The sequence below is a fragment of the gamma proteobacterium symbiont of Scutellera amethystina genome (genome assembly GCF_059730845.1).
Genome location: NZ_AP035936.1, coordinates 113,305 through 135,841 on the forward strand (window position 1 = coordinate 113,305; position 22,537 = coordinate 135,841).

Consider the following 22,537-nt stretch of genomic DNA (forward strand, 5'->3'; position numbering starts at 1 on the left):
CATGAGACAACGGCTGCTGGTTGCGGGTAACGGGATGGCGGGCATGCACATGGTAGAAACTCTGTTGCAGCTGGCGCCGATGCGTTACGACATCACTGTGATTGGCCGTGAGCCGCACGGCAACTATAACCGTGTGCTGTTGTCGCCGCTGCTGGCCGGAGAAACCACCGTTGAGCAAACGCTGATCCACGACCCTGACTGGTATCACCGTCACGGCATAACATTGCGGGTGGGAGAGACGGTGGAACAGGTGAATATTGCTGAGCGGACCTTACGCACCGACCAGCGCCTGCTGCACTGGGACCGCCTGGTACTGGCGACCGGATCGCAGCCCTGCAGGCCGTCTGTTCCAGGCAGCGACCTGCCGCATGTCAGCACGTTTCGCACGCTGCAGGATGTGAACACTTTGCTGGCCGGGCACGGTCCGGTAGTGGTGGTCGGTGGGGGCTATCTGGGTATTGAAGCCGCCGCCGGACTTCAGGCGCAGGGACGTCAGGTCACGCTGATTCATCGTCAGTCACGTTTGCTGGACAGACAGCTGGATATCAGGGCAGGGGAATTACTGCTGGCTCAGCTCCGGGCGCGCGGCATTCGCTGTGAACTGAATGCCAGCCTTGCGGCGATCCGCACGGATAGCGTGATCCTCCACGATGGCCGTGTGCTGGCGGCGCAGCAGGTGGTGATGGCCATTGGTGTCCAGCCGGCGATCGCCCTGGCGCAGGCCGCCGGTATTCCCTGTCAGCGCGGCATTCTGGTGGATCGCCAGTTGCGCACTGCGCACGCCGGAATTTATGCCGTAGGCGAATGTTGTGAAATCAGCGGCGAGACCTTCGGTCTGGTCGCGCCCTGTCTGGCCCAGGCAAAGATTCTGGCGGCGCAACTGGCCGATCGGCCTCAGGGAGATTTCTACAGTGCGGCCACGGGCACCCGTCTCAAAGTCAGCGGCATTTCCCTGTTTAGCGCTGGTGACGTTCGCGAAGCCCCGTCTGTCACCAGTTTTGACCCGATCGCCGGGCACTATCGCCGCCTGTTCCTCAAAGACGGCCGACTGAACGGCGTGCTGCTGTATGGCGACTGCCAGCAAAGTGGCGCGCTGCTGAACCAACTCCATAATGCCGGACCGGTTTCTGTGAATACGCTGTTCGGCCTTGATGAACCTGAAACGCAGCCGCTGGCTGCAGGAAACCCTGTGATGAGCCAAACGAAACCTGTATTAGCCGTGGTGGGTCACGGCATGGTCAGCCACCATTTTCTGGAGCAGCTGGTCGCCCGTAACCTGCATCAGCATTATCACATTGTGGTCTACGGCGAAGAGCGCTATCAGGCTTACGATCGGGTTCACCTTTCTGAGTATTTCATCGGTAAAACGGCAACAGAGTTGTCGCTGGTGAGCGAGGATTTTTTTGCCCGGAACGCAATTGAACTGCGCAGCGGTTGCCGGGTAGAGGCGATCGATCGCCAGCAGCGCAGCCTGCGTGACAGCGCGGGACGTGAGCTGGCCTGGGATAAGCTGGTGTTGGCCACCGGCTCCCGCGCCTTTGTACCACCGGTACCCGGCCATGACGCCGGGCGCTGCTTTGTCTACCGCACGCTGGACGATCTGGATGCCATCGCAGCTTGTGCCCGCCAGAGTCAGCGCGGCGTGGTGATCGGCGGCGGGCTGCTGGGGCTGGAAGCCGCCAATGCGCTGAAGCAGCTGGGGCTGGAGACGCACGTGGTTGAGTTTGCGCCGCGCCTGATGGCCGTGCAACTGGATGACGGCGGGGCGCTGATGCTGCGGCAAAAGATCGACTCGCTGGGCGTGACGGTGCATACCTCGAAGCAGACCGAACAGATTGCCACCCAGCCTGACGGCAGTCTGGTGCTGCACTTTGCCGATGGCGGCGAGCTGACCACCGATCTGGTGCTGTTCTCTGCCGGTATCCGCCCGCGTGATGAGCTGGCCCGGAGCGCCGACATCAGCGTGGGGCCGCGCGGCGGCATTACCATCAATGATCAATGCCAGACGAGTGACAGCGACATTTATGCTATCGGCGAATGCGCGTTGTGGAACGGGCAGATTTTTGGCCTGGTAGCGCCTGGCTACCAGATGGCGCGTGTGCTGGCCGGGCATCTGGCGGCCGAACCGGCGCAGTTCACCGGTGCCGACATGAGCACTAAACTGAAGCTGCTGGGCGTAGAAGTCGCCTCCTTTGGCGATGCGCACGGCAAAACGCCGGGCAGCCTGAGCTACCACTGGGCCAACGGGCCAAAAGGCATTTACAAGAAGATCGTGGTTAGCGCCGACAATGCACGACTGCTGGGCGGCGTGCTGGTGGGAGACAGCAGCGACTATGCCACGCTCCTGCAAATGATGTTAAACGCCATGCCGCTGCCGACGGCAGCGGAAGCGCTGATTTTGCCTGCGTTGAATGGCGCGCCGGCCAAAGGGTTGGGCGTCGCTGCGCTGCCGGACAGTGCCCAGGTGTGTTCCTGCCATAACGTCAGTAAAGGCGATATCTGCCATGCGGTGCAGAGTGGCTGTGGCGATATGGCCAGTATAAAAAGCTGCACTAAAGCCGCAACAGGCTGTGGCGGCTGCGCCGCGCTGGTAAAACAGGTGATGGAGCTTCAGCTGGAAAACCTGGGCGTCGCTGTTAAAAAAGACATCTGTGAGCACTTCGCCTATTCCCGTCAGGAGCTGTATCACCTGATCCGTATTAATGGCATCAAAACCTTTGACGATCTGCTGGCCAGCCACGGACGGGGTTGTGGTTGCGAGGTATGCAAACCGCTGGTGGGGTCGCTACTGGCCTCGTGCTGGAACGATTACCTGCTGAAACCGGCACATTTACCGTTACAGGACACGAATGACCGTTACTTTGCCAATATCCAGAAAGATGGCACCTATTCGGTCGTACCGCGCGTGCCGGGGGGCGAGATCACGCCACAGGGCCTGATTGCCATCGGCGAAGTGGCCGTGCGTTACGATCTCTATACCAAAATTACCGGCGGCCAGCGTATCGATCTGTTTGGTGCGCGGCTGGACCAGCTGCCTGCTATCTGGGAAACCCTGCTGGAAGCCGGTTTTGAAACCGGTCATGCCTACGGAAAATCCCTGCGTACGGTGAAATCCTGCGTCGGCTCGACCTGGTGCCGTTATGGCGTGCAGGATTCTACCGCCTTCGCCATCGCGCTGGAGAACCGGTATAAGGGCCTGCGCGCACCGCATAAGATCAAGATGGCGGTGTCCGGCTGCACCCGCGAATGTGCGGAAGCACAAAGTAAAGATATCGGGGTCATCGCCACGGAAAACGGCTGGAACCTGTACGTCTGCGGCAATGGCGGCATGAAGCCGCGCCATGCGGAACTGTTTGCCAGCGATCTGGACGATGACACGCTAATCCAGTACGTCGACCGGATTCTGATGTTCTACGTGCGCACGGCGGATCGCCTGCAGCGTACCAGCGTCTGGATGGATAACATGGAGGGCGGGCTGGACTACCTGCGTGAGGTGGTGATTCATGACAGCCTGGGGATCGCCGCCACGCTGGAACAGGAAATGCAACAGGTGGTGGACACCTGGCAATGCGAATGGCAGACCACGCTGGCCGATCCCTCGCGACGTGCGCTGTTTACCGCCACAGTGAACAGCGATCAGCCGGATGAAACGCTGCACTATGCACGCGTGCGCGGACAGCGCCAGCCACACAAGGCCAGTGGTATTCCCCTGATGCATCTGCCCGCCGAACCCTGGAGCGAAATCTGCCCACTGGAGGCCATTCCGCCAGAGGCCGGCATCGGAGCCCGTCTTGGCAGCGTCCGTATTGCCTTATTCCGCATGGGTGATGACTGTTATGCGCTGGAGGATCGTGAGCCGGGCAGCGAAGCCAGCGTACTGTCACGCGGTATCCTTGGTGATGTTGCGGGGGAGCCGGTGGTGATCTCGCCGCTTTACAAACAGCGTGTACGCCTGCGTGACGGACAGAGCCTTGATAATCCCCAGCATCAGCTGCGTTGCTGGCCGGTTAAACTGGAGGACGGCCAGGTCTGGGTCGCAAACCGTCCGCTTAACCTGATGGCGCAGGCATCATGAAAACTACCTGCGCTTATTGCGGGGTGGGCTGCGGCGTCGAGGTCACGCAGCCGCAGAGCGCGTCGCCTCAGGTCAGTGGCGATACCCGTCATCCGGCGAATGCCGGGCGGCTATGCGTAAAGGGCGCGGCACTGGGCGAAACCCTGACACAGGCCGGACGGTTGCTGCATCCTCAGCTTCATCACCAGCGGGTCAGCATGGAGACGGCACTGGATGCCGCGGCTGATGGTTTGCGCAGGATTATCGATGCGCATGGCCCGGAGGCAGTGGCTTTCTACGGTTCCGGCCAGTTGCTCACGGAAGATTACTATGTGGCTAACAAGCTGATGAAAGGCTTTCTCGGCGTCGCCAACATCGATACCAATTCACGCCTGTGTATGGCCTCCGCGGTGACAGGCTATAAACGGGCATTTGGGGCGGATGCCGTACCGTGCTGTTACGAGGATCTGGATGAGGCCGAGGTAGTCATTCTTGTCGGCTCGAACGCCGCCTGGGCCCATCCGGTGCTGTTTCAGCGCCTGAAACAGGCAAAAGCGCAGCGCCCTGAGATGCAGGTTGTGGTTATCGATCCGCGCCGCACGGCCAGTTGTGAATTCGCCGATCTGCATTTACCGCTCCGGCCGGGCAGCGATCCGGCCCTGTTCTCGGGCCTGCTGCACTGGCTGGAACAGCATGACGGCATTGACGCCACGATGCTGCCGCATCTGGACGGTGTAGACACAACCTTACGGGCCGCGCGGCAGTGGGATGGTGCGGCGGTGGCAGCCCATTGTGATATCAGCCAGGAAGTGATCGCTGCGTTCTACCAGTTGTTCGCCCGGCATGAGCGCGTACTGACCTTATGGTGCATGGGCATTAATCAGTCACAAAGCGGCAGTGACAACAACAATGCTATTCTCAATGCGCACCTGCTGAGCGGCAAGATTGGCCGACCCGGCTGCGGCCCGTTTTCGCTGACCGGACAGCCGAATGCGATGGGCGGGCGGGAAGTAGGGGGGCTGGCCAACCAACTGGCGGCGCATATGAGTTTCACCGCAGAAGATTGCGACCGTTTACAGCGTTTCTGGCGCAGTCCGCGTATGGCGCGTGAGCCCGGCCTGACGGCGGTTGATCTGTTTGACGCCATTGACCGTGGAGCAATCAAAGCTGTGTGGATTATGGGCACCAATCCGGCGGTTTCGATGCCAGAAGGCAATCGCATTGCCCGGGCGCTGGCTGCCTGTCCGCTGGTAATTGTGTCAGACGTGCTGGCGCAAACGGATACCACCGCCTTTGCGCATATTTTGCTACCCGCGCAGGGCTGGGGGGAAAAGAACGGCACCGTGACCAATTCTGAACGCCGGATTTCCCGTCAGCGCGCGTTTATGCCTCCGGCCGGAGAAGCTAAACCGGACTGGTGGTTACTCGCGCAGGTCGCCCAGCGTCTGGGCTTTCATGAAGGCTTTACCTGGACGCATCCGGCAGCCATCTTCCGCGAACATGCGGCGTTGTCGGGGTTTGAGAACAACGGCCAGCGCGCCTTTGATATCAGCGGTCTGGCCGGTATGAGCGACGCACAGTGGGATGCGATGAAGCCGGTACAGTGGCCAATCAACGCTCGTTATCCCGAGGGCTGCGCCCGGCTGTTTAGCGACCGGCACTTTTACCATCCTGATGGTAAAGCCCGCCTGTTGCCACCGGCCACGCCGCAGCCAGTGGTGTGCGAAACGGCTTACCCGTTATTAATGAACAGCGGACGGATCCGCGATCAGTGGCACACCATGACGCGTACCGGCCTGGTTCCCCGGCTCATGCAGCATTGTGATGAGCCATTTGCAGCCCTGCATCCGCAGGACGCACAACGCTATGGCCTGTGCGCGGGCGCACTGGCACGGGTGCAGTCCGACGCGGGCTGGGTGACGGTGCGTGTGACGCTGGACAGCGGTCTGCGGCGCGGTGAGATCTTTGTCCCTATGCACTGGAACCGACAGTTCAGCCTGCAGGGCACGGTTGGCGGACTGGTGGCTTCAACCCGCTGTCCAGTCTCGGCACAGCCTGCATTTAAACAAACCGCTGTGCGTATCCACCCGCTCAACGTCAGCTGGCAGGGCTGGCTCTGGCAGCGCGACGCAAGCCCGCCTGATGCGCTGCGCTACTGGGCGCGAACACCCTATGAGGGCGTGCAACGCTTTAGCGTGGCTGGAGACGGTTCGCCAGAACAGTGGCTCATGGCAACGATCCCGCTGGCCGGGCTGCAACTGCAAACCGCTCATGCGGCGGAACCGCATTACCGCCTGCTGGCCTGGCGTAACGGTGAGCTGCACCTGGTCTTTTATGCAGGCGCGTCTTTACCCGAGATCAACCATGACTGGGTTGCTCAGGCTTTTCGCCAGGCACCTGTGAATGCGGCGGACCGGCATGCTCTGCTGGCGGGACAATCGGCACAACGTGCCGTGGCTGGCCGGACGATCTGTAGCTGCTTTGGCGTTGGGGAAAACACCATCTTACAGGCGATTAAACAGGGCTGTCACAGCACTCAGGCACTGGGTAACGCACTCAACTGTGGTACCAACTGCGGCTCCTGCCTGCCGGAGCTAAAACACCTTTTGCTTTCCGTTGCTGTACCGGAGGAAGAATGATGATTGCGATCAACCCTTTAGATAAACTGCTGGCGCCGGACAACGCGTCCAGCCCTGGCAAAGTCTGGCTGGTAGGGGCCGGACCGGGGGATGTGGATCTACTGACAGTCAAGGCGCTGCGCCTGCTGCAACGTGCGGATGTCGTGGTCTATGATCGCCTGGTCAGCGAAGCGGTGATGGCGGAAGTCGCCAGCAGTGCACTCTGTATCGACGTGGGTAAACAGCCGGGTCATCACGGCCTGAAGCAGGCTCAGATTAATCAACTGCTGGTGGACCTGGCTGCCAGCGGGCGCAATGTCGTGCGTTTAAAAGGCGGCGATCCCTTTATCTTTGGCCGTGGCGGTGAAGAGATGGTCAGCCTGCAGCAGGCGAATATTGTCTGCGAAGTGGTGCCCGGTATTACCGCCGCAGTGGGCTGTGCGGCTGCCAGCGGCATTCCGCTGACGCACCGTGACTGTGCCCAGTCATTGCGCTTTATCACCGGACACGGGCGCAGCGGCGAACCGCAGCTGGATGCGGCGGCGCTGACCGCGACCAATCAGACGCTGGTGTTTTACATGGGATTAAGCTGGAGCAGCGTGATTAGCGCCCGGTTACGGGAATATGGCCGCAGCGAGGCGACGCCGGTGGCGATCATTGAAAACGGTACGCGTCAGAACCAGCGGGTGCTGATCACCACGCTGGCCGGGTTGCCTGAAACTGTTGAACAGCAAAAACCGGTGTCGCCGTCGTTACTGATTGTGGGCGATGTGGTGCGCTATTACCGTGCCGATCGAGTTGCAACGCATGGGTGTGAATTGGAGTTAAGTGATATTGCAGCGCACTGATGCTCACCGTGCCGAAGGAAGGGACACGGTTTCTACGGCTGGGGGTGAGACGGTCGTAAAAAGCATTATCTGCGAATCTGTAGTGACAGCCCCTATCATAAGTGCCTTTCGCATAAAACTTATTCCTGTCAGTTACCTCACTCAGACATTTTTCTTAAGATTTTACCCTAAATAAACGCTATCGCTGCATTACAAAACCGGCAATCTGTCGGACACTGAGGCCCGTTTGCATGGTATCCAGAACGCTTCACCATAACCTGATGTTTACCACTGCCAGTCGCGCCATGCTTTTTCTTCTCAGTCCAGGTAAACTTTATTCTGGCTGGTAAGGGCGGGCCGAAATCCGTCCGAAAAAGGCCAAAGAAAAATCTCACTGTCTGATTATAAAGTTATGAATTAGTAAGTATTACTACCATTTATATGCAGGCATCGTGCCCATATATCGTTGAATTTTCTGGATTAAGCGGGCGGTTTTTAACAAATATGATACATATACCGCATATTCAGAAATGCATGATTTGCAAGTTCAGATTTTCGCCTGTACGAAAATGTCCGAAATTTGTCCGTAATTACATATGCCTCATACCAGTACGTACTCATCGCCACGGAAGTCGGGATACTTCTGCGTCATCGAGAGATTCTTATGACCCAGCAACCGCTGTGTAAACACCTCACCATAATGCGCTTCTAATAACCTTCCCGATAAACTGCGGATCTCATGGAAAGCTGGCGGGTTGTCCGCCTCATCCAGACCGCAGCGGGTTCGCGCCTGCGTCAATGCCTGCGTCAGATTTTCCGGGCGTACCGGACCGGGTCTCCGTGAGCACGACTCCGTATATACCAGGCGAACTGGCGTGACACTCTATGTGAGAGGAGTGAAATCATGTTTCCAGTCGGTATCGCTGGGATGTGCTGCTGGCTGACGCTATGCGGGGGGAAAACCGGCTCGAAAAATATCAGTCTACTGACACGCCTGCAGACGTCATCGGTTCATGCATCAGGATGGCGCAGCTGCTCCATGAAGAAGTGAGAAAGATTGAATGGCAGGTTAAAGCGGACATTCAGGCCAGCCCAGACCTGAAACGGGATTGTGCGCTGCTGACGTCGATTAAATCTGTCGGGCCCCACTGGGATGCACATGCTGGTTGTGCTGCGCAGCCATAACGTTGAATCAGCAGATCAGGCTGCGGCTTTTCCAGGCATAGTGCCTCTTGAAAAACGTTCGGGGACGGCCACGCATATCTTAAATCGGCCGCCTCAGCTCAGAGCAAAGCTCTACATGTCTGCCCTATGCGGAAAAATTAACAATAAACGGATGCGTAATATCTACAAGGAAATGTGTCTCAGGGGCAAACCTGAAATGGTAGCCATCGGTGCACTGATGCGAAAACGGGTTCACCGGTGTTATGGCGTACTGAAAACGGCAACAATTTTTTGTGATCTGGAATCAAGAGTTGCACTTAACGACTGATTTATATGAATCTTATTTTTATACCCTATCCAGGGATGCAGGTTTTGTCTTCATCATAAACAGGCTCTGCGCAGGATATTTTTGGTTTCCTGGCAAAGCCTTAGGAGGCACAGCATGTACTCAAAAGAATCTGTCTGTATTCCGGGAAAGGATCTCAGTCGGTTTCGACAATGAACATCCGTGCTTCCTGAGCTTCCCGGCGTTCGGCCTTGATGGGGGCGTATTTTTCAGAGTTGTAGAAGGCTAACGCCTGGTTAAGGGTTGGAAACTCAAATACGCCAGCTAATGGCAGTGGCACCTCATCGCCTTCAAGAACCTCCGAGACGGTGCCAAAATGCAGGATTCGCCCGCCAGCTTCTTTCAGAGCTGCCTGAAACCGGGGAGCCAGTTTAGACTGCCTGTCAGGGTCGATAACACGCAGATTGATATGCACGTATGCAGGCATGATGCTTCTCCAGTTGTTAAATAATGCATATACAGTATTATTCATTAATCGGGATTTCAAGAGGTACCTCATGAGCGGTTTTGATCCAAAGTATTTCAGGGATGTAGCAGCAGAATGTCCGGGATTTCAGGCTCGTGCCACGGCGCGCGCAGTCACGCGCTACTACAATGTCTGTTTCAAATCGCTCGGTTTGACCGCCGAGCAATTTAGCCTGTTGGTCGGAATTGGAGCTTTCGAGGGCGCCGCAATAGTTGATCTTGCGGTCAGCGCGGGTGTTGATGCCACAACCCTGAGCCGAAATGTTCAGAACATGGAATTGAGAGGTTTAGTCCGTTCCGAAGGTGGACGCGGCCGCGCAGGAAAGCGGCTAAATCTGACGGATTCCGGATACCAGCTCATGGCAGAAGCCTTGCCTGTATGGAAATCAGCTAAAGATAAGTTGTCCATGAAGATGGGTGATGACCGACTTCAGTCAGCAACACGGGCAATGGAGGAGTTAGCCAGGGCAATAAATATCGACCAGAGCCCTGAAGCAGATCGCAACTCCCACAATAAAAATACGGTAGCTGAATGACAATTCCCCCGTATCAGCACTCCTGATTGAGCATCTTGAAAAAATAGGTTTCCTCAATATGAACGATTTTTTACCTCATTTTTTTGGGCATGCAGAGCGTTCCGGTGTGAAGGTGAACGGTGCCGTACGCCCGTCGTAGCCGGTTACAGCCGTATAAATCGCGCCATACCCTACCTTCCCTGTTTATGCCCAGAAAGTGCGGGCATGCTCATATCAATGTCAGCACTGAGCTAAGCAGTTATTCCCAAAAAATAGGTGTGGGGTATGGGGGCTTATAAACACGGGACGAGTGAAGGGTTACATGCTTTCACATACTGACCATGGGGATGTTGGTACTTTGTAAAAATGCATGCTGAATGTCCGTTTTGTGCCAGAAGCGGACATTATGGACATTAAAAACGCACTAGGCCTGAAATTCATTAGCATATAGTTCCTATGAGAGATACTGACATCGGTATCTGGGTGGTGAGCTTATTTCTCCTATGGTGACAATAAACTGCAAAGCTGAACTGAGCTGAACGTCAGCGGCTGTACGTCTTGAAAATTAGTTATCGATTTTAAACTCGACCGCAGGTTACGCATTTGTGCTTTTTTGACGGTTTGAATTACCAGAAAAATTAAGGCATTAATAGCACATTTAAGCAGCCTAAAGGTAAAACTATGGAAATGGATGACTGGTGGTTTGGTTGGAAGGGGTTCACGCCCGAGTGGCCCTGCCCGGGCAAGGTTGTATTAATGGTTGGCGCGGGAATTTCGATTGAGTCCCCTACGCAGTTACCTGGAGGATATGATCTAACTGAAGCTCTGCTCGACCATTTATTAGACAACAAAGCGGCTTCCGAAATAAAAACGGTATTTAGCCAATGCAATCAATGGATGGGGCGAAGCCTGCCACGCTTAGAACATGTGCTCGATAAAGCGTTTGAACCTTCAACCATTGAAGGCGCTGAACGTAGTGGTTCCGCGCGGGAACTGCTGCGTATTTTTTCCCACCGTCCTCCGAATGCAAATCATCACCTGATTGCCGATTACCTGATTAAGCACCGTAGCTGGTGTATTACCACCAATTTTGATGATTGTATTGAACAGGCGGGTTGTCATCAAATCCCTGTGCATGTGATCGATCCTGATACCAAAGCTTTTGACATCCTGCATCGAGAATACGGCGAAGACTGGGGTATTATCAAGATACATGGCACCATAGAGCATGGCTGCTCTGGACTTGGTGCAACGCTTGCAGACCTGGAACACGGACTACCGGAGGTAATTAAAACTTTGCTTGAGCAGGTAACCGTTCAGGCAGATTTAATGGTGGTAGCAGGCTACAGCGGTACCGACCATTTTGACGTTAATCACTGGATCCGTGAGCGCTGGAATGGAGATCGTTCGACCCGGTTGGTATGGATTGGCCACAGCTCGGAAGTAAAGCAAGAGTTCTGGCGACCCGACGATCAGAAAAATCGTGAACCGATGGTCTATTGGCAAGGGGCCTTTGGCGGTATGAAGATTCAATACGGGCCAACGGCAGAACTATTGACCTCTTTACTTGGAGTTTCTAGTAGGACTTTGGCCGATACAGGAGAGGGTAATGATTGGTGGCGAATTGCGCTAACTGAATATTACATCCCGACTGAGAAAGAAAAGTACCTTACCGGTACACGCCTGGCCAGCTCTATGGGTCTTGGCCAACTAGCCGAAGAGCAGCTCCGCTATTTGAAACGCCGGCTGGAGAACGACAATTTGTTAGTGCCTTTTGAAGCTGAGATTTACTACTCCCGTGGATTTATTGCAGGGGCGCTACTGATACAGAACTATCTAAAATCCCCGCACGAAAAAGTTAGAAACGTGAATCGTACAGGCCTGATTCGGGCTAAAAATAAACCTGCAACAGCGCTTTTATTTTATCTTGCTCGGTGGTTAAGGGGCCCACTCAAAGTCTCATTTGATGAGCAAATCGATGCGTTTGGCTGTATGCTCGATATCGCTGAACGGAGACAAAAATGGCGACTCTGGCAGAGTAAACCTTTGCGATGTCTCAGCGAAAAGATATGCATCCTTTTCCGTAGGTATTTCATGAGGCTTGAGAATACTAAGCTGCCTCTGTATCTGCATGGAAGATTACAAATGCAGTCCATTCGCTTGGGCACTTTGTTTTATGACGAAGAGGTTTTTCCCTTTGGAGAGGTCTGGAATTTGCTGTATCGCGAGAGCAATCCGCCGAGTTTTTACACTCCGTTCGGCCCGGCAATCCCTGGTTTTTATCTTACTGAACGCAGCACTGCCCGTGAAGAAGATCGCATAGCAGACTTGGCACTGGCCAATATTAATTACGTCAATATCCTGCTTTCCGCTCTGCGGCGTCGCTGGCCTAAGGGCAGCAAAAGTGTGTTTAAAGAAAGACAGCAGAAGGATGGGTATTTTGATTCGGGAGAGTATGTTGTTACGTATATCGTGCGATTATTAAATGAAAGCTCCCAAATCATCAGTGCACTAAATGCACCGCATTTGCAGATCCATGTAGCCAGAGCATGGATTAGGGCGGATAGCATTTTAGGCGGTATCGAATATTGGAAACAGCAACGGCTTTATCTTGGTACTCCACCCTCGCTAAAGAGCGCTTAGGTATAAGTATGCACTTCGAACTTCCGCTCTTCGCTCATAGCGGACATCCGTCTGTCGCCAGTCCGCTCAGTGCCAGAAGCGGACATTGCAGATCTGGAGTGTATACGCCAGACTGGAGACAGACAGGAACGCGGGTCAGCCAGTCTTTTTTGCATGAGTGTAAATATCAGGACGTGTGATACTCCATGCATAGTTTTCCCGATTAACAGGCTCGTAGCCAAATTTTTCATAGAGCCAGGGCGCTGTGGTTGTAAACAACATGATCCTGCGAAGCCGCTCAAAAACAGGATGATCATGTATGCATTGCATCACCCATCTGCCCAACCCTTCTCCCTGATATTCCTCCAGGATATAAACATCACAAAGGTAAGCGAACGTAGCGTAATCTGTTATTAAGCGCGCGAAACCAATCTGGGCTTCATCGTGATAAACACCGAAATTAAGGCTGTTTTCAACGGATGCACGGACAAGAGCCAGATCAATCCCTTTTGCCCAGGTTGACCTCGTGAGATAGAGATGGATAGCCTGCACATCCAGTTTTTTTCTGTCTGTACTTATCAGGTAGTTATCTTTATACCACTCATATTTCTCTGAAATACTCACGCTCAATCCTGTTTAAGAATTCCCGGGAAACCTGACCTTATCACCTGATGGAAAATCGGACTATTAATACTTCTTTGGAAAAAAAATGAATCCTGCACTCTTATGCCAGCGTTTCATTCAGCGCTTTTGCGCAGCGGGCTCCGTTTCCTGGAAAATAGTGTCCATCATTACTGGACAGGAGTAATCAGCCGGTATCAGGCCCCATGATGAACTCCCCGGCTGATTCAGCGTTATGCATCCAGACTAATAACCACTTTCCCGATATGTCCGGCAGCCTCAAGGTAGCGATAAGCTTTTCGTGTATCGGCAAAAGTGAAAATACGATCAATTACGGGATAAATCGTGGAGGTTTCAATCGCCCTGACCGCCGCGCGCAAATCTGAAGTAGAACCCGTATTGTTACCCACAATATTCAACATCTTTTGCATTACGGGCAGAACAGGCATGCTGACTTCAGCGCCACCAACAAAGCCAATAACGAAAATGGTTCCGTTATGAGCTGCTGCGTTAATCGATTTCGTAAATGTTGAGCCACCCACTGATTCCAGTACAAGATCAGCGCCATGCCCATCAGTCAGCTTAAGCACCCGTTGATCCCATTCGGGCACCTCGTGATAGTTAATTCCTTCATCCGCTCCCAGGGCTTTCACTCTGTCCAGTTTTTCCTCAGAAGAGGAGATGATGATCACCCGCGCACCTGCTGCCTTCGCATATTGCATTGCAAACAGACTCACCCCTCCCGTGCCAAGCAGTAAAACAGTGCTGCCAGGCTGTATTTTACCGCGCACTATAGCGTTCCATGCGGTCGTTGCGGCAATGGGTAACGTCGCTGCCTGTTGCCAGTTGAGAAAATCGGGTATACGCACCAGTGACTCAGCAGGCACTACAGCGTATTCTGCCAGCCCGCCGTTGGTCGTAACTCCGCGTAATATTTGATGATGTTGAGATCGTATTGCTCCAGCATGCCAGTGAGACATCATCCCCGGCACCACACGTTCGCCAATTTGCCAGCCTTCAACTCCCTCTCCAGACTCAACAATTTCTCCCGCGCTGTCTGCACCAGGAATAACCGGCTGCGAAACAGCGCCGAATTTACCAGTGGCCAGCGCCAAATCAAGGTAATTCAGACTTACAGCATGCTGACGAATCAGCACTTCGCCATACCCTGGTTGTGGTGGTGAAATATCACATATTTTTAAGCTGTCTATTCCTGCAGCGGATAAGTGGATAGCTTTCATGGTGTCCCCCTGTTCAATTAATACGATCATTTTGAGGCAGAACTGACGCTATAATGAGCCTGAAAAACAAATAACTGTTGCATGAGGTGCAATAATGCATGACGACGATTATCGTCAGCGGGAGGCTTTTCTTGCAGTAGTTCGCGCTGGCAGCTTTAGTGCTGGTGCGCGCGATTTGGGAAGAGATGTCTCTGTCGTTTCCCGGCGTGTAGCTGCATTAGAAAAACGTCTGGGAATTCGCCTGCTGGAACGCACCACCCGCCGCATACGTCCCACAGAAGAGGGCTTACGCTATCGGCAAAAAATTGAATTGGCAGATGAATTGCTGCGGGAAGCGGAAGAGGAAGCCCGTGATTTGGCAGCGCGTCCGGCCGGGACGATTCGCCTTACCGTTCCCGCCTCATTCGGACGAAAGTGGGTCGTACAGGCCTTACCATTCTTTTTAAAAGCCTATCCTGACATCCGTATTGTGCTGCACTGCAGCGATCGCTACGTAGATTTACTGGGTGATAATTTTGATATGGCAATCCGTATTGGTGTTCTGAAGGACAGCAGATTAATTGCCCGAAAGCTGGCAAATACAAGTCGCATTTTATGTGTCGCGCCGGATTACCTGGAGCGCCATTCTCCTGTAACACACCCTCAGGACCTTCGTAAGCATGATTGCCTGGGTTTCACACCCATGCACAGCTGGCCCGAATGGCGACTCGAGAAAGACGGTCAACAGATAGCGGTACCTGTTAAGACGCGTTACGAGAGTGACGAAATGGATGGGCTTATACTGGCCGCTCAATCGGGTATGGGGATATTACTCGCGGCCAACTGGCTGGTACAGAAAGAACTGGCTGAGGGTTCACTGGTGCCAGTGCTGTCGGACTGGCAGGCAACAGGCGAGGATGGTGTCTGGTTAATGAAACCTTCAAGCCAGTTGCAGTCGGCAAAAATCAGTGCATTAACAGACTGGCTGACTTCATGGTTTTCCACACCACGCTGGTAACCTGCGGGACGCAATATGAAACAGCCTGTCACCTTTTCTGAATGGCAGATGGGTTATGTATGTACAGCTTGTGCAGTCCAGCAGTCGACATACCCCGGAATAATGTCGGCGCTCCTGGAGATAATAACGTATTTCTTCACGCTGATGCCGCTCCACTTCGTCATGGATCACCGGCAGGTTAGATCGCTCTTTATATGCTACGGCAGACTCAGCTTAACCCCCTTAATACTGCTCCGGCGGAATCATGATGTCATATAACCTTGCTGCCCGATGCAGATAACAGCGGGACATAAATTGCCAGCTTGAGTGCAGGGGAGTCATTTGACGTAAACGTTGAATAGCTGAATGTCCGCGTTATCCCGTCTTTCCCAGTGAGTTTTTTCTCTCCGGACACCGGCGCCGTTATCACATGCTCGCTCCACCATGTATCAAACTCCGGGCATTCACGGCTTAAGCGTTCTACCAGCGCAGTGAAGGTCTCATCGTCTGCATTTCGTGAATAACTGGAATGAAACAGGCCAAGCATTCTCTGTGCCTCTGCAGCCCAGGTGTCGCCAAAAAGGTATCTGGCTTCCTCTGTAGTGAACATGAAAACCATGATATTTCGCTCATCTGCAGCCAACAGGCTGAAGTCCGTGATGACCTGTTCTGCTGCTGAATTCCACACCAATACATCCCATCTGTCATTGGTGACGTAGGCAGGCTCACTCAGCGCCCTGACCAGATGCGATAAGCTAGCCGGGACTTCATGATCGATATCTGCACTTTTTTTCCGGCCTGTCAGTGTTTTCAGGTGCAGAAATTCTGCCTCGTTCAGCTGCAGAGCTTTACCCAGGGCGTTAACTATCCGTTCGGAAAGCGTGCTGACCCGTCCCTGTTCGATTTTGGTATACCATTCCTTACTTATTCCCAGCATCGCTGCAACTTCCTCACGCCTTAGTCCGGGCGTTCGCCGTCTTTCTGGCCCGGCAGAGGGGGGGCGCTGAGGCTTCACCCTTGCACGTCGTGAACGTAAAAACTGCCTTAGCTCAGTATTCTTAACCATTTTTTGAACCTGGTAGTAAATTATACCTGTATAAAACTAGTGTATTTTACGCCGTTTTTGGTCGCCCTATGATGGTTTCATATTGTTCTATGCCCTCAGGAGAATATGACCATGAAAGCTGCTGTGCTTACTGCCTTTGGCCGTCCGCTAGACGTTAAGAATGTGCCTGCACCGGTGATGGGAACCGGGGAAGTCATTGTCGATGTGGTTGCGGCGCCCGTTCTTTCCTACACGAATGAAGTACTGAGTGGGGAAAGAAAATATCTTTTACCTGTGCCGGTCATCCCGGGCTGTGGTGCCATCGGAAAGGTTCGCCAGACCGGCCCTGACTCAACCTGGCTGAAACCAGGAGACTGGGTATTTTGCGATCCGACGGTGCGTTCCCGTGACAACGCGCTGTCGCCAGAAATTGTCCTTCAGGGCTGGAGTGCCCGTGGTGAAGGAGGACAAAAAATCCAGCAATATCACCTGAATGGCAGTCTTGCTGAACAAATACGCATTCCGACTGAAAACGCAGTGCCCATTGGCGACATTTCGCCTGCAGAAGCGGGGCGGTGGTGTGCCATCAATACGCTGCTTATAGCCTATGGCGGATTGTTATCTATGGATTTGAAAGCGGGAGAGCGCCTGCTGGTCAGTGGTGCAACCGGTAATTTCGGCAGCTCCGCTGTGCTTGCTGCCCTGGCCATGGGAGCCCATAAAGTCATCGCACCGGGCCGTAGTGAACGGGTGCTGAACGATTTGAAAAAACGTTTTGGATCGCGTGTGGAAACAGTAAAGCTCACAGGTACAGCAGAGATCGATATTGCTGCCATGAAGCACATGGCCGGGGGACCCATTGATGCGGTCCTTGATTTCCTTCCGCCGTCTGCGCAGGCCTCTGTCGTCCGGAATGCGATTATGTCAGTCAGACCTTATGGTCGTGCAGTCCTTATGGGCGGTGTTGGCATGCTGGGTGGGGACGATCTTTCGCTACCTTATCCCTGGATAATGCGTAACCTCATTACCGTAAAAGGGCAGTGGATGTATGAACCTTCGGCAGTCCCTACGCTCTGCGGCCTTATACGCGCGGGACTGCTTGATCTGAGCCACTATGACGTAACCGAGTTTCCGCTTGAGAGAGTGAATGATTCAGTCGCGCATGCTGCGAAAAACAGCGGGCCGTTTAAACTCACCGTCGTGCGTCCCTGACCAAAGGCGCCGCGTTGGGCCGGATTGCTCTCCTACGACGGCCCTGCGTATGGGTTCAATCACAAAATTCTGGCACAAAAAAGCCCGCTGCGCGGGCTTGATAAGAACCGATTAATGCGGAATCTCAGAGACCTCTTTGACATCCGCTTTGTTGATCTGCTGTTTGACACCATTGGCATCAACGTAGCCCAGCAGTCCGCTTTCCGCTTCCTGCGGTTTACCATCGCTGACAATGGTACGGCCATCATTGGTATGAATGGCGTAGCTGGTACGGGTACAGCCGGTCAGGGCGCTCAGTGCCACAATGGCTGCCAGTGGTAACAAAATCACTTTTTTCATGTCGCTCTCCCTATCGAGTAGATCAGTTATTCAGTTCACTCATATTGGTGATCTGGTCACGGTTAATCTGTTCTGTTTTACCGGTTTGCGCATCTTTATATGAGACCAGGCCAGTATCACTATCCACCTGTGGCTTACCATCGGTGACGATAGTGCGTCCGTCGGTGGTTTTAATCGCCTGATTCGATGAACAGCCGGCGATGGCAAAAATCGATGTCAATAACACAGCCGCTACAGTCAGTTTCTTCATAGTAATTTCCCTGATTGGTCTGAAGTCCAGCTATAAGCGTAGAACAAAATCCGGATTCTGGTCTGACCTGACTCGCTTTCTTTGCACAATTAATGCGGTTTAGCGTGCAATTGATGAGGAGGAAATTACCAGGCGCGGCTAATGTGTTTCGCCGCGTATATTGGGAAGGCAGGATAGCGTTGCGATATTACTCAGCGGCCAGGCGACCAAGCAGCAGAGAAAAAATAGCCTCGTAATGCGTTTTCAATATCACATCGTCGCACTGGTCGAGACGTGCTATTAGCGCGACAAACAGGGTTTTTCGGTTCAGCAACTTGCCGCTACACAAAATTTCCTGCACCAGCGTGCCAAGTAACTCATGCTGCTTTGCCTGCAGCGATCCACCAGTCCATGGTAATGCATCTTCAGAATTATTATGAAAAGGATCGTATCGCATCATCATTACCCTGATAGCAGTGCGTTAATTCAGCTTTTTGGCCAGCAGCCTGATCGCATTATCGCAGGCCTGCTGGATGGCCGGATTCTCCGAGCGCAAGCCCGTGCGATACAGCGCGCCAATTATTTGCTGAACAGATAAGGTTTCACCCGGTTGTACAATCTGTGTGACGACTTTGCCCAATAAAAGATAGATCTCATCGGCATCTTCTAATTCATCGTGCTTCACTCAACCCCCGGAACAAATAAACATAAATCTAAGTAATATGTTACTGACTGATAAATATTATTAAGCGCGCGATTCCAGGGTTTAAAACGTTATCGCGGCGAATATTAATTAGGAAACGCCTATTTCCTAATAGGCCAGACGAATCAGTCCAGAATGCTGAGCACCATATTAATGGTTTCTTTGCCATTAGTCACATCCTGAATTTTGCCTACCACGCGCATACCAAATGCTACGCAAAGCAGCAATCCGGCAGCGGTGTCGGCATCCAGTCGTGGCGAAATCGATCCGTCCTCTTGTCCCTGTTCAACCAGCGAAGTCAGGAAGTTGCGGTTGCGTAATACCGCTTCACGCACCAGCTGGGATAACTCTTCGTCCAGCGTTTGCAGTTCCACGGTACTGCCAACCACCAGGCAGCCGCGTCTGCCCTCGATCTCGCTGGCTGAGTCGAGATAAAACTGCAACAGCTCAGCAATGCGCGCCCGGCCGGTCGGGTACTGTTGCAAACGGGCGCGCAGGTCCACGTTGCGCAGCAGGATGTAGCGCTCAAACACCCGCAGAAACAGGGAACGTTTATCCTGAAACGCTTTATAGATACTGCCCGCCGTCAGGTTCATCGCTTCACCTAAATCGGCAATCGAGGCCGCATGAAAACCCTTCTGGCGAAACACGATCATGGCGCTGTCGAGCGCTTCGTCGATATCAAAGTTGCGCGGTCTGCCGCGCTCTCTGGCAGCCGGCGCCGGATTGGGTTTACTGGTCATAATGCGGGCTATTTAGAATGAATCGTTTCCAAATTATCCGGCTTATCGGTGACAGGGTCAAATCCTGCACAAACGCCTGGCCCGGCGTGCACTGATCGACAGCGAGCCGCGTTAATGTTCAGCTCTGCCAGTTGAGAATTTTTGACTGCCGGAGGATGATAAACCTTTTGCCGGGCCAGGACCTTTTCATGCTGATCTCCACTGAGGATACGCGCACTTTCAACACCGACATCCGCCTGGCGGCGACGCTGGCCGCCGTGGCGGGCGCACTGAACACTGCGGCGTTCGAAACGGTTGGTTTCTTCTCCGCCAACATGACCGGTAACGTCTCATCCCTGTCCGATCATCTGGCGAAAGCCAATCTGCATATCGGGCTGTTCTTCCTGCTGATTGTGCTGTTATTCATCGCCGGTTCGTCGGTCTCGACGCTGATCATCAATTCCGGCCGCAGGCGGCAGATACGCGGCATCTACGCCATCAATATTCTGCTGGAGGGCATAGCGTTGCTGGTACTGGGGATTGTCGAAAGCGGCTTTCATTTCAGCGAGGGCGGCGTGTTACTGATTCTCAGCCTGAGCTTTCTGATGGGCCTGCAAAATGCGGTGGTAACGCGCATCTCCAATGCCCGCGTGCGCACGACGCACGTTTCCGGCACGTCAACCGATATCGGCATTGAGCTGGCGATGCTGTTCGACGTGCTGCGTCGCAAAGAGTCACCAAAAGACGCGCCGCTGTACATTGAGCGGCTAAAACTGCATTGCTACACCGTGCTGGCGTTTCTCGCAGGCGGCGTGCTGGGCATTCTGCTGCTGCAGTGGCTAAGCTACGCGCTGCTGATCGTCATTGGGTTACTGCTCAGCGCGCTGGCGCTGTCGGCGCTGAAACGTGCGGGCAGCAACCCGCTTCACGCCCGCTAAGGAAGGGAATCATGATCTCGCTCGACGACCGCCTGCAAGCCATCTGGCAGCTGCTTAGCACAGCCACCACATCGCGTTCGGCTTTCACCCTGATGCAGCTGGCAACGGTGACCGCTGACGGCCAGCCCAGCCTGCGCACCGTGGTGATACGGCAGTTTTTGCCCGCGCTGCCGGCCCTGCGTTTTACCGCCGATCGGCGCAGCGCCAAAATGCAGGATATTGCAGCCCAGCCGCAGGTGGCGTTACTGGCTTATGATGCCGCCAGGCGCGTTCAGCTCAGGCTGGCAGGCACGGCTCAGCGCGTTGACGATGCACAACAGCGTGCCGCAGCCTGGCATGCATTGCGCCCGCATTCGCACGCGTTGTTTCAGTCACCGGTCAGGCCGGGCAGCGTGATTGCTCATCCTGATGACGCACTGCCTGCCAGCGCGCAAAAGGCGGGCACCGGGCCCGACGAGCACTTCGCGCTGGTGCAGATCACCTTGCATAGCGTGGAGTGGCTGGATGTCAGCCGCGAGCCCCATCAACGCGCGCGATTTGAGGCCACTGCGGATGGCTGGCAGGGCAGCTGGCGCGTGCCCTGAGATTTATTGTTCCGCCGGTGTTTTTGCCTGACGCGGGCGGCCAGCCGCACCGGCGCACACCAGCGCCAGCAGCACCATGATCAGTACCGGCAGCATCGCCATGCGCAATCCGGCATGTTCGCCGATAAAGCCCAGTCCGGGCGGGCCGACCAGAAACGCCAGATAGCCCAGCGTGGCGGCAATCGTGACGCGCACCGCGCTGTTATGGCCATCGCCCGCCGCCGAGACCGTTAGCGGGAAGCCGAGCGACGCGCCGACGCCCCAGAACAGCACGGCCGCCGCCGCCAGCCATGGGTTATCGGAGAAAATCACCAGCGTCAGCCCCAGCGCGGCGGAGAAAGCGCTGGCGCGCAGTACCCAGACGCGGCCCAGACGATCAACCACCAGCCCACCGAGAAAGCGCCCCAGCGTCATGCCAGCGGTGAAGCCCGCGTAGACCAGCGTGCTTTGGGTATGATTGAGGTTATGGCCGTCGATCATCAGTAACGGCAGCCAGTCGTTAGCCGAGCCTTCCGCCAGCGCCATCGCCAGAATCACCACGCCGAGCACCAGCAGCTGGCGGTCACGCAGTTCACGTCCAACCTGGGCCAGAAAGCCGCCGTGATGCGGCTGTTCGCTGCGTTCGCTGTCGCTGGTGGCGGGCAGATGGCGCAGCGCCAGGGCGGCAATCAGCAGGTTAACCAGCAGCACCACGCTAAAGTGCCAGTGGGTGCTGATATCGGCTGCGGTCATGGCCAGCCCCGCCAGTGCGCCGATCAGCGTGCCGAAACTGAAGAAGCCGTGAATGATTGTCATGATTGACTTGCCGATGCGCCGCTCAAACGCTGCTCCTTCGACATTAACCACCACATCCATCAGCGCGGTTCCGCCGCCCAGCAACACCAGACTGGTAAACACCAGCCCGCTACTGGCGAGCGTTAACGCGACGGTCATCAGCACCAGGCCACCGAGCAGGATCAGGTAACCCGTGCGCATCACCCGGCTGGTGCCAAAGTGCGCGACCAGCTTACCGGCCAGCAGCACGCCCAGCATGGAGCCACAGGAGAAGCCAAACAGAATCAGGCCCATCATTTCCGTCGAGGCGTGCAGCACATCGCGCATAAAGGGGGTGCGGCTAACCCAGGAAGCCCAGGTAAAGCCAGGAATAAACATCAGGCCAAAGATGGCCCATTTACCGCGTGTCTGTTGCTGAGGGTGCATAAGATTCCTTTAGGGAGCGGCGGGCATGCGGAGGTGAAACGCTTTCGTTGCTGATGACCGTTAGCATGGTTCACAGAATAGCAGTTTTGCTGGCGCTCGTTGAGGCAATGTCGCTC

20 protein-coding genes and 2 pseudogenes are annotated in these 22,537 nt (G+C 54.6%); 10 read left to right on the forward strand and 12 right to left on the reverse strand.

All coding sequences use genetic code 11. The annotated features are described in order from the left end of the window. Position 1: 1 nt before the first annotated feature. From nirB to cobA, 3 genes are read left to right on the forward strand one after another with little or no spacing between them, the layout of a single operon-like run. Entirely contained in the window at positions 2 to 4,075 is a 4,074-nt protein-coding gene (gene nirB, locus AC6I79_RS20635) for a nitrite reductase large subunit NirB (RefSeq protein ID WP_159377529.1), read from the forward strand. Further along, positions 4,072 to 6,693, forward strand: a complete 2,622-nt coding sequence (locus tag AC6I79_RS20640; RefSeq protein ID WP_159377528.1) for a nitrate reductase — start codon at positions 4,072 to 4,074, stop codon at positions 6,691 to 6,693. The genes nirB and AC6I79_RS20640 overlap by 4 nt, the downstream gene beginning before the upstream one ends. Continuing rightward, complete coding sequence (gene cobA, locus AC6I79_RS20645; RefSeq protein WP_104093534.1) at positions 6,690 to 7,520, forward strand: uroporphyrinogen-III C-methyltransferase; 831 nt, start codon at positions 6,690 to 6,692, stop codon at positions 7,518 to 7,520. Before AC6I79_RS20640 ends, cobA begins: the two co-directional genes overlap by 4 nt. 580 nt (positions 7,521 to 8,100) lie before the next feature. Here the strand turns inward: cobA and AC6I79_RS20650 are convergent. After that, complete coding sequence (locus AC6I79_RS20650) at positions 8,101 to 8,364, reverse strand: tyrosine-type recombinase/integrase (RefSeq protein WP_159377773.1); 264 nt, start codon at positions 8,362 to 8,364, stop codon at positions 8,101 to 8,103. A gap of 56 nt (positions 8,365 to 8,420) precedes the next feature. Here AC6I79_RS20650 and AC6I79_RS20655 point away from each other — a divergent pair. After that, a pseudogene (locus tag AC6I79_RS20655) lies at positions 8,421 to 8,991 on the forward strand (transposase); the annotation flags it as partial. A gap of 154 nt (positions 8,992 to 9,145) precedes the next feature. On the opposite strand, the gene AC6I79_RS20660 reads toward AC6I79_RS20655, so the two are convergent. Next, complete coding sequence (locus tag AC6I79_RS20660; protein ID WP_088517520.1) at positions 9,146 to 9,436, reverse strand: DUF1330 domain-containing protein; 291 nt, start codon at positions 9,434 to 9,436, stop codon at positions 9,146 to 9,148. A 70-nt stretch (positions 9,437 to 9,506) separates the two neighbouring features. On the opposite strand from AC6I79_RS20660, the gene AC6I79_RS20665 reads away from it, so the two are divergent. Continuing rightward, complete coding sequence (locus AC6I79_RS20665; protein ID WP_159377527.1) at positions 9,507 to 10,010, forward strand: MarR family winged helix-turn-helix transcriptional regulator; 504 nt, start codon at positions 9,507 to 9,509, stop codon at positions 10,008 to 10,010. Between the two features lie 660 nt (positions 10,011 to 10,670). Continuing rightward, positions 10,671 to 12,632: an SIR2 family protein gene (locus AC6I79_RS20670; protein WP_498027836.1), complete on the forward strand. Its 1,962-nt coding sequence runs from the start codon at positions 10,671 to 10,673 to the stop codon at positions 12,630 to 12,632. A gap of 135 nt (positions 12,633 to 12,767) precedes the next feature. On the opposite strand, the gene AC6I79_RS20675 is transcribed toward AC6I79_RS20670, so the two are convergent. Next, positions 12,768 to 13,235: a GNAT family N-acetyltransferase gene (locus AC6I79_RS20675; RefSeq protein WP_058775119.1), complete on the reverse strand. Its 468-nt coding sequence runs from the start codon at positions 13,233 to 13,235 to the stop codon at positions 12,768 to 12,770. A 230-nt stretch (positions 13,236 to 13,465) separates the two neighbouring features. Continuing rightward, entirely contained in the window at positions 13,466 to 14,473 is a 1,008-nt protein-coding gene (locus AC6I79_RS20680; RefSeq protein WP_058775133.1) for a zinc-dependent alcohol dehydrogenase family protein, read from the reverse strand. Positions 14,474 to 14,567: 94 nt separating this feature from the next. On the opposite strand from AC6I79_RS20680, the gene AC6I79_RS20685 reads away from it, so the two are divergent. After that, positions 14,568 to 15,470 (forward strand): LysR family transcriptional regulator, encoded by a 903-nt coding sequence (locus tag AC6I79_RS20685; RefSeq protein WP_058775118.1) that lies wholly within the window; start codon positions 14,568 to 14,570, stop codon positions 15,468 to 15,470. Here AC6I79_RS20685 and AC6I79_RS20690 read toward each other — a convergent pair. Then, positions 15,444 to 15,671: pseudogene (locus AC6I79_RS20690) on the reverse strand (hypothetical protein); the annotation flags it as partial. The gene AC6I79_RS20685 and the pseudogene AC6I79_RS20690 overlap by 27 nt on opposite strands. 49 nt (positions 15,672 to 15,720) lie before the next feature. Continuing rightward, entirely contained in the window at positions 15,721 to 16,515 is a 795-nt protein-coding gene (locus AC6I79_RS20695) for a helix-turn-helix transcriptional regulator (protein WP_498027837.1), read from the reverse strand. 111 nt (positions 16,516 to 16,626) lie between these two features. Between AC6I79_RS20695 and AC6I79_RS20700 the strand changes: the two genes are divergently transcribed. After that, on the forward strand, positions 16,627 to 17,706 hold the full coding sequence (locus AC6I79_RS20700) for a zinc-binding dehydrogenase (protein ID WP_498027838.1): 1,080 nt from the start codon (positions 16,627 to 16,629) through the stop codon (positions 17,704 to 17,706). Between the two features lie 111 nt (positions 17,707 to 17,817). On the opposite strand, the gene AC6I79_RS20705 is transcribed toward AC6I79_RS20700, so the two are convergent. The 5 genes from AC6I79_RS20705 to AC6I79_RS20725 form a co-directional block, all read right to left on the reverse strand. Beyond that, positions 17,818 to 18,045 carry a YgdI/YgdR family lipoprotein gene (locus AC6I79_RS20705; protein ID WP_021508704.1) on the reverse strand — a complete coding sequence of 76 codons (228 nt, stop codon included), beginning with the start codon at positions 18,043 to 18,045 and terminating at the stop codon, positions 17,818 to 17,820. 22 nt (positions 18,046 to 18,067) lie between these two features. Further along, complete coding sequence (locus AC6I79_RS20710) at positions 18,068 to 18,295, reverse strand: YgdI/YgdR family lipoprotein (protein ID WP_021508703.1); 228 nt, start codon at positions 18,293 to 18,295, stop codon at positions 18,068 to 18,070. A gap of 187 nt (positions 18,296 to 18,482) precedes the next feature. After that, positions 18,483 to 18,737 carry a biofilm development regulator YmgB/AriR family protein gene (locus AC6I79_RS20715; RefSeq protein ID WP_125310694.1) on the reverse strand — a complete coding sequence of 85 codons (255 nt, stop codon included), beginning with the start codon at positions 18,735 to 18,737 and terminating at the stop codon, positions 18,483 to 18,485. A gap of 18 nt (positions 18,738 to 18,755) precedes the next feature. After that, positions 18,756 to 18,959, reverse strand: coding sequence for a hypothetical protein (locus AC6I79_RS20720; RefSeq protein ID WP_021508701.1), 204 nt, complete (start codon positions 18,957 to 18,959; stop codon positions 18,756 to 18,758). A gap of 143 nt (positions 18,960 to 19,102) precedes the next feature. Further along, entirely contained in the window at positions 19,103 to 19,720 is a 618-nt protein-coding gene (locus AC6I79_RS20725) for a TetR/AcrR family transcriptional regulator (protein WP_058770495.1), read from the reverse strand. A gap of 188 nt (positions 19,721 to 19,908) precedes the next feature. Here AC6I79_RS20725 and AC6I79_RS20730 point away from each other — a divergent pair, with 188 nt between their 5' ends. Further along, positions 19,909 to 20,637 (forward strand): YoaK family protein, encoded by a 729-nt coding sequence (locus AC6I79_RS20730; RefSeq protein ID WP_010615793.1) that lies wholly within the window; start codon positions 19,909 to 19,911, stop codon positions 20,635 to 20,637. An 11-nt stretch (positions 20,638 to 20,648) separates the two neighbouring features. Next, positions 20,649 to 21,221 (forward strand): pyridoxamine 5'-phosphate oxidase family protein, encoded by a 573-nt coding sequence (locus AC6I79_RS20735; RefSeq protein ID WP_159377523.1) that lies wholly within the window; start codon positions 20,649 to 20,651, stop codon positions 21,219 to 21,221. A gap of 3 nt (positions 21,222 to 21,224) precedes the next feature. Here AC6I79_RS20735 and AC6I79_RS20740 read toward each other — a convergent pair whose 3' ends face one another. Beyond that, entirely contained in the window at positions 21,225 to 22,421 is a 1,197-nt protein-coding gene (locus AC6I79_RS20740; protein WP_159377522.1) for an MFS transporter, read from the reverse strand. Positions 22,422 to 22,537: the final 116 nt, after the last annotated feature.

Coding starts and splice junctions, on each gene's coding strand:
- nirB (WP_159377529.1), top strand. CDS start 2: ATGAGACAACGGCTGCTGGTTGCGGGTAACGGGATGGCGGGCATGCAC.
- AC6I79_RS20640 (WP_159377528.1), top strand. CDS start 4,072: ATGAAAACTACCTGCGCTTATTGCGGGGTGGGCTGCGGCGTCGAGGTC.
- cobA (WP_104093534.1), top strand. CDS start 6,690: ATGATGATTGCGATCAACCCTTTAGATAAACTGCTGGCGCCGGACAAC.
- AC6I79_RS20660 (WP_088517520.1), bottom strand. CDS start 9,436: ATGCCTGCATACGTGCATATCAATCTGCGTGTTATCGACCCTGACAGG.
- AC6I79_RS20665 (WP_159377527.1), top strand. CDS start 9,507: ATGAGCGGTTTTGATCCAAAGTATTTCAGGGATGTAGCAGCAGAATGT.
- AC6I79_RS20670 (WP_498027836.1), top strand. CDS start 10,671: ATGGAAATGGATGACTGGTGGTTTGGTTGGAAGGGGTTCACGCCCGAG.
- AC6I79_RS20680 (WP_058775133.1), bottom strand. CDS start 14,473: ATGAAAGCTATCCACTTATCCGCTGCAGGAATAGACAGCTTAAAAATA.
- AC6I79_RS20685 (WP_058775118.1), top strand. CDS start 14,568: ATGCATGACGACGATTATCGTCAGCGGGAGGCTTTTCTTGCAGTAGTT.
- AC6I79_RS20695 (WP_498027837.1), bottom strand. CDS start 16,515: ATGGTTAAGAATACTGAGCTAAGGCAGTTTTTACGTTCACGACGTGCA.
- AC6I79_RS20700 (WP_498027838.1), top strand. CDS start 16,627: ATGAAAGCTGCTGTGCTTACTGCCTTTGGCCGTCCGCTAGACGTTAAG.
- AC6I79_RS20705 (WP_021508704.1), bottom strand. CDS start 18,045: ATGAAAAAAGTGATTTTGTTACCACTGGCAGCCATTGTGGCACTGAGC.
- AC6I79_RS20710 (WP_021508703.1), bottom strand. CDS start 18,295: ATGAAGAAACTGACTGTAGCGGCTGTGTTATTGACATCGATTTTTGCC.
- AC6I79_RS20715 (WP_125310694.1), bottom strand. CDS start 18,737: ATGATGATGCGATACGATCCTTTTCATAATAATTCTGAAGATGCATTA.
- AC6I79_RS20725 (WP_058770495.1), bottom strand. CDS start 19,720: ATGACCAGTAAACCCAATCCGGCGCCGGCTGCCAGAGAGCGCGGCAGA.
- AC6I79_RS20730 (WP_010615793.1), top strand. CDS start 19,909: ATGCTGATCTCCACTGAGGATACGCGCACTTTCAACACCGACATCCGC.
- AC6I79_RS20735 (WP_159377523.1), top strand. CDS start 20,649: ATGATCTCGCTCGACGACCGCCTGCAAGCCATCTGGCAGCTGCTTAGC.
- AC6I79_RS20740 (WP_159377522.1), bottom strand. CDS start 22,421: ATGCACCCTCAGCAACAGACACGCGGTAAATGGGCCATCTTTGGCCTG.